A 15190-nucleotide genomic window follows, 5' to 3' on the forward strand; every position below is an offset into this window, starting at 1 on the left:
CGCCGAAAACCGCTGGTGCCTTCAAAAAAAGCGGGATCCCGGGTCAAGCCCGGGGTGACGGACGGGAAGGCAAGGAGGGGCCGATTTCTGCCGCATCAAGCGTGTACCCCGGCGAATGCCGGGGTCCAGAGCGCTGGAGAGCCGGCGCCGCGTGGTACCGCCCTGGACCCCGGCATTCGCCGGGGTACACAGTGGGCAGGACGAACGGCCGCTTCCCACCCCAATACCGACATCGACGATGCTTCCCCTTCCGCGCTCCACCGGCTAAGGCGCGGCCATGTCTGAAAACACCGCACCCTTTTATATCACGACCGCGATCAGCTACCCCAATGGGCGCCCGCATATCGGCCACGCCTATGAAGCGATCGCGACCGATGTCATGGCGCGGTTCCAGCGCGCGCGCGGCCGCGACGTGCGGTTGATCACCGGCACCGACGAACATGGGCTGAAGATGTTTCAGACGGCACGCGACCAGGGCCGTGAAACGATCGACCTTGCGAACGAAATGTCGGGATATTTCCGTGAGATGTATGCCAAGCTGAATATCAGCTACGACAATTTCATGCGCACGTCCGACGCCGCGCATCACGCCGCATCGCAAGCGATCTGGCGCGCGATGGAGGCCAATGGCGATCTGTATCTTGATCGGTACGAAGGCTGGTATTCGATCCGCGACGAAGCGTTTTACGACGAAAGCGAACTGACCGACGGGGAAGGGGGCACCCGCCTCTCGCCGCAAGGCACCCCCGTCGAATGGACGGTCGAGGAAAGCTGGTTCTTCCGCCTCTCGAAATATCAGGACAAGCTGCTCGCGCTCTACAACGATCAGCCCGATTTCATCCGCCCCGACAGCCGGCGCAATGAAGTGCTGCGCTTCGTCGAGGGCGGGCTCAAGGATCTCAGCGTCTCGCGCACCAGTTTTGACTGGGGTGTGCCGGTTCCGGGTTCACCCGGCCATGTGATGTATGTGTGGGTCGATGCGTTGACCACCTATCTCTCGGGGCTCGGCTATCCCGACCCCGCCAGCGATTTCGGCACATTCTGGCCAGCGAACATCCATATGATCGGCAAGGATATCGTTCGTTTTCATACAGTTTACTGGCCGGCCTTCCTGATGAGTGCGAATCTGCCGCTGCCCAAACAGGTCTTCGGCCACGGCTTTCTGCTCAACCGCGGCGAGAAGATGTCGAAATCGCTCGGCAATGTCGTCGATCCGATGGCGCTCGCCGATCAGTTCGGCGTCGATGCGCTGCGCTATTATCTGCTTCGCGAAGTCAGCTTCGGGCAGGACGGCACCTATTCGGCCGAAGCAATCGTTCGCGCCGCCAACGCCGATCTGGCGAACAGCTTCGGCAACCTTGCCCAGCGTAGCTTGTCGATGATTTTCAAGAATTTGGATGGCAAGCTTTCGGCCGACTATACCCCTGGACAAGATGACGTCGACCTGCTTGGCGAGGTGAATAAAATGGCGGGCGAAGGCCTCCCGAACGCATTCGAGGAACTCGCTTTCTCGGTCGGGATCGAGGATTGGCTGCGCGCGGTGTTCGCCTGTAACCAATATGTCGATACGCAGGCGCCCTGGGCCCTGCGCAAGAGTGATCCCGAACGGATGCGCGCGGTGTTGATGACATTGTTCCAGGCCGTCCGCACGCTCGCCATCGCGATCCGGCCTGTCGTCCCGGCGGCGGCCGACAAATTGCTCGGCCAGATGGGCATCGCCGAAGATGCGCGCGATTTTGCGGCGCTTTCCGATCCGTCATGGTTCGCGGAGCTCGCCGCGAGCGGCTTTGCTGTCGGCCAGCCCGTGCCGATCTTTCCCCGCCTCGAAGTGCCTGAGGGAGAAGGGGAAGGGGAGGCATAATGCTCGTCGATTCGCACTGCCACCTCAATTACAAGGGGCTTGCCGAGCAACAGGGCGAGGTGCTGGCGCGTGCGCGGGAAAGAGGCGTCACCGCGATGCTCAACATCGCGACGCGCGAAAGCGAATGGGACGATGTGCTCGCGGCGGCCGAGGCGAACGACGACGTCTGGGCCAGCGTCGGTATTCATCCGCACGACGCCGACCATCATCCCGATGTCGATACCGCCAAGCTGGTCGAACGCGCGGCGCATCCGCGCGTCATCGGCATCGGTGAGACCGGGCTCGATTATTATTACGACAAGAGCGATCGGCAGCGGCAGCAGGACAGCTTCCGCCGCCATATCCATGCCTCACAGCAGACCGGGCTGCCGGTGATCATCCACACACGCGATGCCGAAGCCGACACGCTGGCGGTGCTCGGCGAGGAAATGGGCCGGGCGACGTTTCCCGCTGTCATCCATTGCTTCACCGCGAGCGACGATTTTGCCCGGAAGGCGCTCGATCTCGGCCTCTATATCTCGATATCGGGGATCGTGACCTTCAAGAACGCCGCCGACCTTCAGGCGACCGCGAAATGGCTGCCGCAGGACCGGCTGCTGATCGAAACCGACTCCCCCTTCCTTGCCCCCGTGCCGCACCGCGGCAAGACCGGCGAGCCGGCGTTCGTCGCCGATACGCTGGCCTATCTCGCGGCGTTGCGCGACGAGGATCCGGGGGCGCTGGCAGTCGCGACAAGCGCCAATTTCTACGCGCTTTTCAACAAGGCCGCACCATGACGTCACGCATTTTATGAAACTTCGGATCCTTGGCTGCGGGACGTCGTCGGGCGTGCCGCGGATCGGCAACGACTGGGGGCAGTGCGATCCCGACAACCCGCGTAACCAGCGCAGCCGCGCCTCGATCCTGATCTCGCTTGGCGGCTTCCGGTTGCTCGTCGATACCAGTCCCGACATGCGGCTGCAGCTGCTCGACGCCCATGTCGGAGAGGTCAATGCGGTGATCTGGACGCATGAGCACGCCGACCATTGCCACGGGCTCGACGACTTGCGCCAGATCATGCATTTGCGCCGGTCGGCAGTGCCGGCCTATGCGCGCGACCATGTGCTCGACATATTGAAATGGCGCTTCACCTACGCCTTTGCCGGCAATGCCGGGTATCCGGCGTCGGTCGATCCGATCGACCTGATGGATCATCAATCGATCGGACCGATCGAGGTGTCGGCAATCGAAATGCCGCACGGGCCGATCAAGGCGACCGGCCTGATCTTCAGCGATGGTGCGCACAAGATTGCCTATGCCACGGATTTTTCGAAGTTTACCGACGAGATGGTCGACTTTTTCCAGGGCGTCGACCTGTTCGTGATCGACGCCTTGCGGCGCTATCCGCATCCGACGCATCCGCATCTGCAAATGTCGCTCGAGGGTCTGGCCAAGGTCGGCAATCCGCGGGCGATCATCACGCATATGGATAATACGATGGATTACGACGATCTGGCGGGCGAGTTGCCGCCGGGGGTCGAGCCGGGTTATGACGGGCTGGAGGTGCAGCTATGACGATGGAAACCGGCGCCGACATGCTGTGGTTCGCGATGGCGCTGACCCTGGTCGTCAGCGCGCTCGTCGCGCGCCAACTCAAATTGGCCGACTGGCTAAAAATGGGGCTGGCGTGGCTGGCGATCTTCGCGCTCGTGTTCCTGGTGATCCGAACCTACCAGCTCGTGGCATGACATGAGGGGGGCTCGCTTCCCTATATCGATTTAACATAATATATATTATCGGATAATTAGATGACCGAGCCCGTGCGCCGATCCCCTGTCGTTTCTGCCCCCATCGATCGTCTGCTTGCGATCATGCGTCAACTGCGCAATCCTGACGGCGGCTGCGAATGGGATCTGGCGCAGGATTTCTCGACGATCGCGCCTTATACGATCGAGGAAGCCTATGAGGTTGCCGACGCCATCGCGGGCGGCGACCCCGCCGCAATCTGCGACGAACTTGGCGATCTGTTGCTCCAGGTCGTCTTTCACAGCCAGATCGCCACCGACGACGGCCTGTTCGGCTTCGACGACGTCGCGACCGCGATCAGCGACAAGATGGAACGCCGCCATCCGCATATCTTCGGTAACGGACAGACGGATGACGTGCGTCTGCAATGGGAACAGATCAAGGCGACCGAGCGCACGGCCGACGGGCCGCAAGGCGCCTTGGCCGGCGTGGCGGTGTCGCTCCCGGCGCTGCTTCGCGCGCAGAAACTGCAAGCGCGGGCCGCGCGGGTCGGGTTCGCCTGGCCCGATACCGAGGGTCCAAAGGACAAGATCGCCGAAGAACTCGCCGAAGTTGCCAGTGCGCCCGACGACGCAGCGCGTCACGAAGAAATCGGCGACCTGCTGTTTGCGGTGGTCAACTATGCCCGCAAATTGGACGTCGATGCCGAAGGCGCGCTGCGCGACGCGAACGTCAAATTCGCGCGGCGCTTTGCCGCCATGGAAGATCGCGCCGGCGGGTCATTGGCGGGCCTGACCCTCGACGCGCAGGAGGATCATTGGCAAGCGGTCAAGGCGTCGGAGCGCGCCTGACCGGCCACAGCCGTTCGAAACGCGCCGTGTCGGCGGGATCGAGCCGCACGGTGAGGATATGGCCCTCGCCGTCGACCTCGTCGCTCAGCACCTCGCCGCGCGCGTGCAGCCACGCCATCGCCTCGCCCTGGTCGAATGCCAGGAAGATACGTTGCGTTTCGTGGCGCGCGGTGATCTGCGATGCCATGAGAATGCGGGCTGCCTCCACGCCCTCGCCGGTTGCGGCGGAAATCAGCGCGACGTCGGAGCGCCGCGCCGCCATCTCCTCGATCTGCGCGCGCCGGTCGGCGTCGGCGGTGTCGATCTTGTTCCAGATTTCGATCTGCGGCACGGTGTCGGGGATCTCCTTGCCCCCTTCCCCATCCTGCGGCCCGTTGACGCCGAGCGAGTCGAGGATCGCGCGGACGTCGTCATATTGCGCGTCGCTATCGGGATGGACGATGTCGCGGACATGGACGATCAGGTCGGCGGTGGTCACTTCCTCGAGCGTCGCGCGGAAGGCCGCGACCAGCTGGGTCGGCAGGTCGGACACGAAACCCACGGTGTCGGACAGGATCGCCTTGTCGATGCCAGGCAAGGAAATTTCGCGCATCGTCGGGTCCAAAGTCGCGAAAAGCATATCCTCCGCCATGACGGAACTGCCCGTCAAGCAGTTGAAAAAAGTCGATTTACCTGCATTGGTATAGCCAACGAGCGCGATCACGGGCCACGGTGCCCGCTGCCGCTTCGAGCGCTGAAGCTGGCGGGTGCGGCGCGCATCCTCCAGGCTGCGGCGAATACGCGCCATGCGGTTGCGGATCATGCGGCGGTCGGCCTCGATCTGCGTTTCGCCGGGGCCGCCGAGGAAGCCGAAGCCGCCGCGCTGGCGTTCGAGGTGGGTCCAGCTGCGCACCAGCCGCCCTGCCTGATAGTCGAGATGCGCAAGTTCAACCTGCATCCGCCCCTCGGCCGTCGCGGCACGCTCGCCGAAGATTTCGAGAATCAGCCCGGTCCGGTCGATGACCTTGGTTCCGAAGGCGGTTTCAAGATTGCGCTGCTGGATTGCGGTCAGCGACGCATCGACGACCACCAGTTGCACCCCGTGAGCAGCAATGTCGGGGGTGATGGCCTCGATCTGCCCGACACCCAGCAGTGTCGCCGCCCGCGTCTGGCGCAAGCGAAGCATATGCACCGAAACGACGTCGAGCCCGATCGCCAGCGCCAGCCCCCTCGCCTCCTCGGCGCGCGCATCGAGGTCGCGCGACAGGCGCTGGCTATGCCATTCGGGCACGACGATCAGCGCGGCGGCGCCGCGCGTGACCTCGTCTTCATTGTCGGTCATTGGGTCGATCAGGCGTCGTCCGCTTCACCGTCGGCCTCGCCGCTGTCGGTCAGGTTGATCGGGCCATTCGGCTGTACGGTCGAGATCGCGTGCTTGTAGACCAGCTGCACCTGACGCTCGCGTTCGAGCAGCATGCAAAAGAGATCGAAGGCGACGATGTCGCCCTGCAGCATCACGCCGTTGACGAGGAACATCGTCACCGATTCGTCCGAACGGCGGACTGCATTCAGGAAAACATCCTGCAATGCCTTGCCCTTGCTGGCCGGCGCATCGCGAAGATTGTCACCGAGCAGCGACAGGTCGAAGTCGTGCGACGGCATCACGGTGGAAATCGCATGCTTGTAGACAAGCTGCGACTGGCCGTCGCGACGGAGAAGAAGTGAAAAATTGTCGAACCAGGTGATGATTCCCTGAAGCTTGACGCCTTTCACCAGAAACATGGTGACCGGTGTCTTGCTGCGGCGCAGGGCATTAAGGAAAATATCCTGGAGATTCTGATTCTTATCGGACACATTGGCCTCCTGTTCTTGGCGGTATAACCCGCGGGTGCGATGTCGGCACAGCCGGCATCTTTGACCTTCTTCGCACGCGCAATATGCGGCATAGCGTGCCCCGTGTCCGGGGCAAAGCCCCAAGGCGCCTGCTAACCATCGCTATCGTTATTATCGGTTAATCCCAACAGCTTCAACTTGCGGTGCAATGCCGAACGCTCCATCCCGATGAAGGTTGCGGTGCGGGAGATATTGCCCGAAAAACGGTTGATCTGGATCCGCAGATATTCGCGTTCGAAATTCTCGCGCGCTTCCTTCAGCGGGATAGCCGTGATCGATTCGCTGTTCGGCAAAATGTCGGCACCGCCCCGGACCAGTTCGGCCGGCAACATATCGGCATCGATTCGGGCCAACCGGTCGCTCGGCGCGAGAATCATCACGCGCTCGATAACGTTGCGCAGTTCGCGGACATTGCCCGGCCATTCGTGCGCCTGTAGCGCCGCCATCGCTTCCGCGCTGATCTCTGGCGGCTGGACGCGGCGATCGGCTGCGTAACGGCGGACGAAATGATCGCAGAGGCTGGCGATATCATCGCGGCGCTCGCGAAGCGGCGGTATATGGACCGGCACGACATTGAGGCGGTAATAAAGATCCTCGCGAAACCGGTTTTCGGCGATTTCGACCGTCAGGTCGCGCGCCGAGCCCGAAATGATCCGGACATCGACGCGGATCATCGTCCGCCCGCCCACCCGGGTAAAGCTCTGGTCGGTCAGAACGCGCAGGATCTTGCCCTGCGTCGTCAACGGCATGTCGGCGACCTCGTCGAGGAACAAGGTTCCGCCATGCGCCTGCTCGAGCAATCCGACGCGGATCGCGCCGTCGTCGGATTCGGAGCCGAAGAGTTCGATCTCGACAGTTTCGGGATCCATGCGCGCCGAAGAAATGACACGAAACGGCGCATTCTGCCGCCCGCTCCAGCCGTGCAGCACGCGGGAGGCGACCTCCTTGCCAACCCCGGGCGCCCCGGTGATGAGCACGCGGCTCCCCGTCCCTGCCACACGTTTCAATGTGGCGCGAACATTGTTGATCGCCGCGCTTGTGCCGGTGAGTTCATCGGCGGGGCCTGCTTTTTCGCGAAGCTGCTCATATTCAAATTTCAGCCGCTCATTTTCGGTCGCGCGCGCGACGAGATGAAGCAAGCGTTCGGCCTCGAACGGCTTTTCGATGAAATCGAACGCACCGCGACGGATCGCCGCTACCGCAGTATCGATCCCGCCATGGCCCGAAATGACGATGATCGGTAGCGTCGGATCAAACGCCTTGATCGCTTCGACCAGGCCCAACCCGTCGAGGCGCGATCCTTGCAGCCAGACGTCGATCAGCGCCAGCGAAGGCCGGCGCTGGCGAATTGCCTCAAGCGCAGCGTCGCTATCCGACGCCGTCCGGGCGTCATAGCCTTCGTCTTCCATGACGCCGGCGACCAGGTCGCAAATGTCGCGCTCATCGTCGACGATCAGAATATCAAGCGCCATGTTCTTCTCTGTCCTGCCGGTGCCTTATGCGTCCCGGAACCGATTCCGCCTGCCCCGTCGTTCCCTGGCCACCCTTACCCGCCAACGCGCGCAGCCGGTCGGGATGCAATGTCATCGTCACGCGGGTGCCCTTTCCTTCGGGATTGTCCGCGAAGTCGAGTTCACCATAATGTTGCTCGACGATCTTCTTGACGATGGCGAGACCGAGCCCGGTGCCGCCCTGCCGCGTTGTCATATACGGCTCGGCAATCGTATCGCGTGCCTCGGGCAGCCCGATCCCGTTGTCGGAGATGCTGATCAGAATCTCGCCCCCCTTTCCTTGGTCGAGCTTCGCATGAATATGGCCCGCGGATGAGGCCTGCGAATTTTTTGTGGTCTCTTCAATCGCCTCGACCGCATTTTTAACGATGTTGGTAAGCGCCTGCGACAGTAGGCGGCGATCACAGACCAACGGTTCGATGCCGTTCGGGGTTTCGACGGTGAAAGCGATATCGGGCTTGGCGACCTCGAACAAAAATACTGCCTGGCGCAGGATATCGCGGATATCCTCAACCCCGAAGGTCGGCTTGGGCATGCGCGCGAAGCTGGAAAATTCGTCGACCATGCGCCGCATGTCATGGACCTGGCGGATGACGGTGTCGGTGAGCTTGCGGAAGGTCGCCTGATCCCCCTCCACCTTGTCGCCGAAGCGGCGCTGGAGCCGTTCGGCGGCGAGCTGGATCGGGGTGAGCGGGTTCTTGATTTCGTGCGCAATGCGCCGCGCGACGTCGGACCAGGCAGCACGGCGCTGGTCGAGCAGTTGCTGCGTGATATCTTCGAAACTGATAACGAAGCCGTCGCCCTGCTCCACAGCCTTTGCCGCCAGCGTGGCAGGCTCGGCATCCTTGCGCGCAAGCTGCACGATCGCCTCGCGTTCGGTACCGGTGAGCAGATCGGCGAGTTCGGGCGCGACATCGGCGAGCTGGCTTCCGGTCAGGCAATTGGTCGATCGGCAGATCAGCCGCTCGGCCGCCGCGTTGGCAAGCAGGATGCGGTGGTCGGTATCGACCGAAATAACCGCCGATGACACCCCGCTGAGCACCGCCTCGATGAAGCTGCGGCGTGCCTCGAGCTGCTCGTTGACGCTGACCAGCGCCCCGGTCTGGCCCTCAAGCTGCTCGGTCATCCGGTTGAAAGCGCGCGTCAGCACTGAAATTTCGTCGTCGCGCGCCTGCGGCGTCACACGCACCGACAGGTCGCCGCCCGCGGCAGTGCGCGTCGCACCGATCAGCGTCCCGAGCGGTCGCACGATGCGGTCGGCAACGACGATCGCCGCGATCACCGCAAGCGCAAGCAGCAACAACGACCCGAGGTAGAGCGCGCCGTTGAACTGCAACTGCAGCAGCTGCGAGCGTTTGAACAGCGCATTGTAATCGGCGAGGACATTCCCCGCGCGCACCGATTGCGAGAAACCCGGAACGTTGAAATCGCGCGATGCGTAAACATAGGCGCTGTTCGATCCGGGAAGCCGGGCGGTGGCTTCGATCCGATCGCGCTGGCGCGTCACGACAACTTCTTCGCCCGCGTTGAGCCGGCGGATAACCGCTGGCGTTACAAGTTCATCGGGTGCCCGATCATCCGGCGCGACGGCTGTGGCGGTGCGCGCTATGCCGTCAGGGCCGATTTCGATGATCGCCGATTGATTAAGGCTGCGGACGACCACTTGTTGAAAATAATAGGAAGAAAAGTCGGGCCCGTTGATCGGGGCCTTTTGCAGATATCCACCGAGATCCCCGGCCATGGCAAAGGCATTGGCGCCAACCTCGCGCTGATTTTCCCGGTAATAGCCCTCGGCAAGATTGGCGGCGTTTTCGAACATGCCGCGCGACTTGCCCGAAAACCAGAAATCGACGCCGAACTGGAACAGCAGCGACGCAAAGATCACCACCAGCAAAGTCGGGGCGGCCGCGATCAGCGAAAAAAGCGCAACAAGGCGGACGTGAAGACGGCCGTTGCCCCCGGCCATCGAGCGGACCGCCCGCGCCCGCGCGACGCGGCTGCCGATCAGCACGATCAGCGCCATCGCCGGCACGAGGTTGGCGACCATGATCGCCGCAACGATCGCAGGGGTGAGCAGACGCTGGCTCTGAGAGTCGCCGGTGACGAAGATATAGGTCGCGATCGCGACGCTGATCATGATACCGAGAGTGTAATATTCGGGCGCGGCGAATTGCCAGCCGTCCGCGCGACCTTCTTCCATGCCGGAATCGATGTCATTGGCGGAGGGAGCGAGTTGCGCCATTGTTGCTTCGTTACGACAAACCTGTTGCATAGAAAACACACAAAGTGCGCGCAATCCTCGGCTGGGCCGATTTTTGGGTGATTATGCAGGCTGAAATGACGTCACAGGCTGTTTTGGGGGTGGGTGGCGGACATGATCACCGCTGCGGTGCAGCGGTGGGGAGCCGGCCGCTGCTCGCCCTCAATGTCGTCATCCGGGACTTGATCCGGGATCCCGCTTTTATGGGGTACGGCGGTTTCGACATCAAGCGGGACCCCGGATCAGGTCCGGGGTGACGATAAAAAGGGAGGGTCGCTTCCGGGTGAAAGCCGTCGCCCGGCCCCATCCTCAACCCTTGGTCAGGGGCGGGCCGGGTCGATGTCGAGCTGGCCCAGCCGCTTGCGTAACGTGTTCCTGTTGATGCCGAGACGTCGTGCCGCCTCGAGCTGGTTGCCGCGCACGTCGCGCAGGACGCGGCGGAACAGCGCCGCCTCGACGATCGCTTCGAGCCGGGCATGAATGTCGCCGTCGGATGTCGCCACCGCCATCTGCTCGCGCGCCCAGTCGTCGACCGCGCGCGCAATCACGTCAGCGGGCTCGGCCGACCCTGCCCCATCGCCATTGTCGTGCAACACCGCCCGGACGTCGCGCACCCCGACGACGGTGTCGCGCGACAGCACCGCAAGCCGCTGGACCACATTGCCGAGTTCGCGGACATTGCCGGGCCAGTCGTGGCGTTCGAGCAACTGCATCGCAGCGGGCGCGAATTGACGATCGGGAAGCCCCGAATGACGCCCTGCGTCGATGAAATGGCGAACCAGCGCCGCAATGTCGCTGCGCCGGTCGCGCAGCGGCGGCAAGGTCACGGGGATGACGTTGAGGCGGTAGAACAGATCCTCGCGAAACCGCCCGTCGGCAACGAGGGTGCGCATGTCGCGGTGGGTGGCGGCGACGACGCGGACATCGGCGCGCAGCGCCTGGCTGCCGCCGACGGTCGAATATTCGTTGCTTTGCAGCACGCGCAGCAGCCGCGTTTGCGCCTCCAACGGCATATCGCCGATTTCGTCGAGGAACAATGTGCCGCCCGCCGCCTGTTCGAAGCGCCCGGCATTGCGGCTGTGCGCGCCGGTGAAGGCGCCCCTTTCGTGGCCGAACAGCTCGGCCTCGATCAGTTCGCGCGGGATCGCCGCCATGTTGATCGCGACGAACGGTCCCGCCCGGCGTAGCCCGGTGGCGTGGACCGCACGCGCGACGACCTCCTTGCCCGTTCCCGACTCGCCAAGGATCAGCACGGCAAGGTCGTTCGAGGCGAGCCGCGCGATGGTACGATAGACCGCCTGCATCGCCGGCGCGCGGCCGACCAGGCCGTGGCTGTCGGCCTGCCCCGCGTCAGCCTTTTCGGCGGGTTCGGCGCGGCGGCGTCGCAGCGCGGCGCGGACGCTGGCGGTCAGTTCCTCGAGGTCGAACGGTTTGGGCAGATAGTCGTAGCTGCCGATCCCGGTCGCGCGGACCGCGGTATCGAGCGTATTCTGCGCCGACAGCACGATCACCGGCGTCTCGGGATCGACTCCGACGCCCGGAAGTGAATCGATGCCGTCGCCGTCGGGCAGAACGACATCGGTGATGATCAGGTCGGGGCGGTGATCGGCGAGCCAGGCATTGCGTTCGGCGATGCTGCCGACCGACGCGAAGCTGCCGCATTCGTCGATCAGCGTCTCGCGGATGATCAGCGCGATCGCGGGATCGTCCTCGACCAGCAGCACGGTCTTGCCGTTCGTCATGCCGCGGCGCCTTTCGATACCGGCGCGGCGGGGAGATGGACGCGGAAGCGCGTCCAGTCGCCGTCGCGCATATGCTGCACCGTCCCGCCCATGTCGCGCGCCAGTTTGGCGACGAGTGCGAGACCAAGCCCCCGCCCTTCGCGTTTCGTCGTCACGAACGGATCGAACAGGTCGCCGCGGATTTCGGCGGGAACCCCGGGGCCATTGTCGCTGACGCTGACCTCGATCGGCAGCGCGATGCGGCCGCGCCCGTCGCCATTGTCGATCGACAGGCCGTGGCGATAGGCGGTGGCGATGCGCACGGTGCCGTCGGGCTGGCCGCCGAGTGCCTCGCAGCCGTTGGTGACGAGGTTGAGCAAGATCTGGACCATGGCGTCATGGTTGCCGAACACCAGCGGCAGCGATGGGTCGAAATCCTCGACGAAGCGAATATCCGGCAATTGCCGGGCGCGCACCGTTTCCATCGCCTGATGGATCGCCTGATAGAGGTTGATCGCCGAACAGGCGATCGGCTGCCCGCGTGAGAAATGCTCCATCTGGTCAATCAGCGTCGTGATGCGGTCGACCTCGGCGCAGATCAAGGTCGTGAAGCGCTCCCCTCCTGTATCGGTCTTGCGCGCGAGCAATTGCGCGGCGCCCTTGATGCCGGCGAGCGGGTTCTTGATCTCATGTGCGAGCATCGATGCCGCGGCACCGGCGGCGCGCCCCGAGCGGCCGATCGCGCCGCCCATCAGCTCGGCCTCGTTCTGCGACGGCACGAGCGCGAGGATGCGGTGGCCGCTGTGGCCGTATGACACCATCTGCATATCGACGAAGATCGTCCGGCGCGCGCCGACCGAGATTTCGGCGCGATGCGCGAACAGCGCCGAATAGCCCGGATCGTTCATCCGCTGACGATAGCTGCGGTCCATGCGGATGACGTCATAGACGACGCGGCCGACCATCGCGGCGCGGCTGACGTTGCAGAGCTGTTCGGCGGCGGCGTTGACGAACAGGATCACGCCGCCCTTGTCGATCATCAAGGTCGCGATCGGGTGCGACTGGATCAGTTCGTCATGGTCGAAGGTCGGGATGCTCGACGTGCGTGCGCTCACGCGGCAGCCTTGCTGAGGAAGGGCGTGTAGAAGCGTTCGAGCGCGTCGAGCACGTCGCGGCTGGCGGGGATCTGGTTGACCATGTTGCGGAACTCGGCCGAGCCGTGCAGACCCTTGACGTACCAGCCGAGGTGCTTGCGCGCCATATTGACCCCGGTGATCTCGCCATAATGGTCGATCATCGCGCGGTAGTGCGATGTAATGACGTCATATTGTTCGTCGATTCCAGGATCGGGGCGATCGCCCTCGCCGCGCAGCGCCGTCATGACCTGCCCGAGCAGCCAAGGCCGGCCATAGGCGCCGCGGCCGATCATGACGCCATCGGCGCCGCTCTGTGCCAAAGCGGTGCGCGCGTCGTCGGCCGAGCAGATGTCGCCATTGACGATCACGGGAATCGACACCGCATCCTTGACCGAGCGGACAAACGCCCAGTCGGCCTCGCCGCGGTACATCTGATTGCGGGTGCGGCCGTGCACAGTCACCAGCTTTGCGCCGAGGTCTTCGGCGATATGCGCCAGTTCGGGAGCGTTCAGACTGTCGTGGCACCAACCCATGCGCATCTTGACCGTCACCGGCACCGACACCGCCTTGACGCAGGATTCGATCAGCGCCGCGGCGAGTTTCAGGTCGCGCATCAACGCCGATCCCGCGTCGCCATTGGTGACCTTGCGCACCGGGCAGCCCATGTTGATGTCGATGATCGCGGCGCCGCGATCCTCGTTGAGCTTTGCCGCCTCGCCCATTTCATAGGGGGTACAGCCGACCAGTTGCATCGACACGGGCTCCTCGACCGGGTCCCATGCTGCTTTCTGAACCGACTGGCGCGTCTCGCGGATCGCGGCCTGGCTCGCGATCATCTCGGTCACATTGAGCCCCGAGCCGAAGCGGCGCACAAGCTTGCGAAACGGCAGGTCGGTGACGCCCGTCATCGGCGCGAGGATCACGGGATCCACGATGGTGATGTTGCCGATCTGGATGGGCCGCAGCGGCGCCATGGCGGGAGCTTTCGTCTGATTGCCTAAAATTTGAGCAGCCCGTACACGCTAAGCCGCTTTCCCGCAAGCCGCGGCTGCGCTAACCGCGCGGACGATGAGCGAGTCCGCCCTCCTTTCCCGCCCGCGCGTCGCGGTCCTGCTGCTGGCTGGCGGGCTGGGCACGCGCGCGGGGTTTGAGACGCCGAAGCAGCTTGCGATACTCGCGGGCAAGCCGGTGCTGCGCTGGAGCCTCGACGCCTTTGCCGCGCATGATGCGATCGCGGCGGGAATATTGGTGGCGAACGGCGATGTCGTCGCGGCCGCGGGGGCTTTGCCTGAAGGCTGGAGCATCGCCGAACCGGGTGCAGAGCGACAGGATTCGGTCGCAAACGCCCTCGCCCGCCTTGCCGATTGGGATGATGATTCGCTGGTGCTGGTCCACGATGCCGCGCGGCCGGGCGTAACGGGAGCGGTGATCGACCGGCTGCTCATTGCACTCCACGACGGCGCGAAGGCCGCGATCCCGACGCTGCCGGTTCCCGACACGCTGGTCGAACAGGCGGGCAACGAGGCTGGCGACGTCGTCGATCGCGGTGTGCTGGCGCGCGTTCAGACCCCGCAGGCGTTTCATTTGGGGACATTGCGGCGGGCGCATGCCGCGGCGGGCGACGGTGCGGCGACCGACGATGCGCAGCTCGTGCGGCGGCTTGGCGTCGCGGTCACCGCCGTGGCGGGCGATGCGCGGCTCCACAAACTGACATATGCCGACGATATGGCGATCCTGTCGGGACTATTGGAGAGCAATGTCATGATGCAGACCGCTGTGGGCATGGGCTATGACGTGCATCGGCTGGTCGCGGACAAGCCGCTGTGGATCGGCGGGCTGGAAATCGCGCATAGTCATGGGCTTGAGGGCCACAGCGATGCCGATGTCGCGCTTCATGCACTGACCGATGCGCTGCTTGGTGCGCTGGGCGAAGGCGATATCGGCGATCATTTCCCGCCCAGCGACCCGCAATGGCGCGGCGCGGCGTCGCATCATTTCCTGTCGTTCGCCGGGACCCGCGTCGCGGCGCGCGGGGGGCGGATCGGCCATATCGACCTGACGATCATCGCGGAAGCGCCACGGATCGGCCCGCATCGCAACGCGATCCGCGAACGCATCGCCGAAATCCTTGCGATTTCCCCAGTGCGGGTTAGTGTGAAGGCGACAACGACCGAGCGGCTGGGCTTCACCGGCCGCCGCGAGGGGATCGCCGCCCAGGCCGTCGCCACCCTGCAACTTCCGGAGAATTGACCC

General features: G+C 64.0%; 13 protein-coding genes. 6 read left to right on the top strand and 7 right to left on the bottom strand.

Annotated elements, in window-relative coordinates; all coding sequences use genetic code 11:
- The first annotated feature begins 277 nt into the window (after nt 1-277).
- The 5 genes from metG to mazG are packed head-to-tail and all read left to right on the top strand — an operon-like array spanning nt 278 to nt 4437.
- Nucleotides 278-1861, top strand: coding sequence for a methionine--tRNA ligase (metG, locus tag FHR22_RS07910; RefSeq protein WP_166940917.1), 1584 nt, complete (start codon nt 278-280; stop codon nt 1859-1861).
- A complete protein-coding gene (locus FHR22_RS07915; RefSeq protein WP_166940919.1) occupies nt 1861-2637 on the top strand; it encodes a TatD family hydrolase in 777 nt (258 codons plus the stop codon). Before metG ends, FHR22_RS07915 begins: the two co-directional genes overlap by 1 nt.
- A gap of 13 nt (nt 2638-2650) precedes the next feature.
- Nucleotides 2651-3415, top strand: coding sequence for an MBL fold metallo-hydrolase (locus tag FHR22_RS07920; protein WP_166940921.1), 765 nt, complete (start codon nt 2651-2653; stop codon nt 3413-3415).
- On the top strand, nt 3412-3588 hold the full coding sequence (locus FHR22_RS07925; protein WP_166940923.1) for a hypothetical protein: 177 nt from the start codon (nt 3412-3414) through the stop codon (nt 3586-3588). The genes FHR22_RS07920 and FHR22_RS07925 overlap by 4 nt, the downstream gene beginning before the upstream one ends.
- 60 nt (nt 3589-3648) lie before the next feature.
- Nucleotides 3649-4437, top strand: coding sequence for a nucleoside triphosphate pyrophosphohydrolase (mazG, locus tag FHR22_RS07930; protein ID WP_166940925.1), 789 nt, complete (start codon nt 3649-3651; stop codon nt 4435-4437).
- Here the strand turns inward: mazG and hflX are convergent.
- From hflX to dusB, 7 genes are all read right to left on the bottom strand, one after another.
- Complete coding sequence (hflX, locus tag FHR22_RS07935; protein WP_166940927.1) at nt 4415-5758, bottom strand: GTPase HflX; 1344 nt, start codon at nt 5756-5758, stop codon at nt 4415-4417. The two genes, mazG and hflX, sit on opposite strands and share 23 nt — an antisense overlap.
- Nucleotides 5759-5766: 8 nt before the next feature.
- On the bottom strand, nt 5767-6321 hold the full coding sequence (gene hfq, locus FHR22_RS07940; protein WP_166942512.1) for an RNA chaperone Hfq: 555 nt from the start codon (nt 6319-6321) through the stop codon (nt 5767-5769).
- Nucleotides 6322-6401: 80 nt separating this feature from the next.
- Nucleotides 6402-7781, bottom strand: a complete 1380-nt coding sequence (gene ntrX / locus FHR22_RS07945; RefSeq protein WP_166940929.1) for a nitrogen assimilation response regulator NtrX — start codon at nt 7779-7781, stop codon at nt 6402-6404.
- Nucleotides 7771-10020 (bottom strand): sensor histidine kinase, encoded by a 2250-nt coding sequence (locus FHR22_RS07950; protein ID WP_243853613.1) that lies wholly within the window; start codon nt 10018-10020, stop codon nt 7771-7773. The genes ntrX and FHR22_RS07950 overlap by 11 nt, the downstream gene beginning before the upstream one ends.
- A 380-nt stretch (nt 10021-10400) precedes the next feature.
- On the bottom strand, nt 10401-11822 hold the full coding sequence (gene ntrC, locus FHR22_RS07955; RefSeq protein WP_166940933.1) for a nitrogen regulation protein NR(I): 1422 nt from the start codon (nt 11820-11822) through the stop codon (nt 10401-10403).
- Complete coding sequence (locus tag FHR22_RS07960) at nt 11819-12916, bottom strand: ATP-binding protein (RefSeq protein WP_166940935.1); 1098 nt, start codon at nt 12914-12916, stop codon at nt 11819-11821. The genes ntrC and FHR22_RS07960 overlap by 4 nt, the downstream gene beginning before the upstream one ends.
- The gene (gene dusB / locus FHR22_RS07965) at nt 12913-13911 is read right to left on the bottom strand and encodes a tRNA dihydrouridine synthase DusB (RefSeq protein ID WP_166940937.1); all 999 of its coding nucleotides are present in this window, start codon (nt 13909-13911) and stop codon (nt 12913-12915) included. The genes FHR22_RS07960 and dusB overlap by 4 nt, the downstream gene beginning before the upstream one ends.
- 94 nt (nt 13912-14005) lie before the next feature.
- Between dusB and FHR22_RS07970 the strand changes: the two genes are divergently transcribed.
- Nucleotides 14006-15187: a bifunctional 2-C-methyl-D-erythritol 4-phosphate cytidylyltransferase/2-C-methyl-D-erythritol 2,4-cyclodiphosphate synthase gene (locus FHR22_RS07970; protein ID WP_166940939.1), complete on the top strand. Its 1182-nt coding sequence runs from the start codon at nt 14006-14008 to the stop codon at nt 15185-15187.
- Nucleotides 15188-15190: the final 3 nt, after the last annotated feature.

This window comes from Sphingopyxis panaciterrae, assembly GCF_011762125.1.
GTDB lineage: Bacteria > Pseudomonadota > Alphaproteobacteria > Sphingomonadales > Sphingomonadaceae > Sphingopyxis > Sphingopyxis panaciterrae.

Excerpts from the sequence above, each read along its gene's own strand:
- FHR22_RS07915 (WP_166940919.1), top strand. The coding sequence starts at position 1,861 with ATGCTCGTCGATTCGCACTGCCACCTCAATTACAAGGGGCTTGCCGAG.
- FHR22_RS07970 (WP_166940939.1), top strand. The coding sequence starts at position 14,006 with ATGAGCGAGTCCGCCCTCCTTTCCCGCCCGCGCGTCGCGGTCCTGCTG.
- ntrX (WP_166940929.1), bottom strand. The coding sequence starts at position 7,781 with ATGGCGCTTGATATTCTGATCGTCGACGATGAGCGCGACATTTGCGAC.
- FHR22_RS07920 (WP_166940921.1), top strand. The coding sequence starts at position 2,651 with ATGAAACTTCGGATCCTTGGCTGCGGGACGTCGTCGGGCGTGCCGCGG.
- mazG (WP_166940925.1), top strand. The coding sequence starts at position 3,649 with ATGACCGAGCCCGTGCGCCGATCCCCTGTCGTTTCTGCCCCCATCGAT.
- ntrC (WP_166940933.1), bottom strand. The coding sequence starts at position 11,822 with ATGACGAACGGCAAGACCGTGCTGCTGGTCGAGGACGATCCCGCGATC.
- FHR22_RS07950 (WP_243853613.1), bottom strand. The coding sequence starts at position 10,020 with ATGGAAGAAGGTCGCGCGGACGGCTGGCAATTCGCCGCGCCCGAATAT.
- dusB (WP_166940937.1), bottom strand. The coding sequence starts at position 13,911 with ATGGCGCCGCTGCGGCCCATCCAGATCGGCAACATCACCATCGTGGAT.
- metG (WP_166940917.1), top strand. The coding sequence starts at position 278 with ATGTCTGAAAACACCGCACCCTTTTATATCACGACCGCGATCAGCTAC.
- FHR22_RS07925 (WP_166940923.1), top strand. The coding sequence starts at position 3,412 with ATGACGATGGAAACCGGCGCCGACATGCTGTGGTTCGCGATGGCGCTG.
- hflX (WP_166940927.1), bottom strand. The coding sequence starts at position 5,758 with ATGACCGACAATGAAGACGAGGTCACGCGCGGCGCCGCCGCGCTGATC.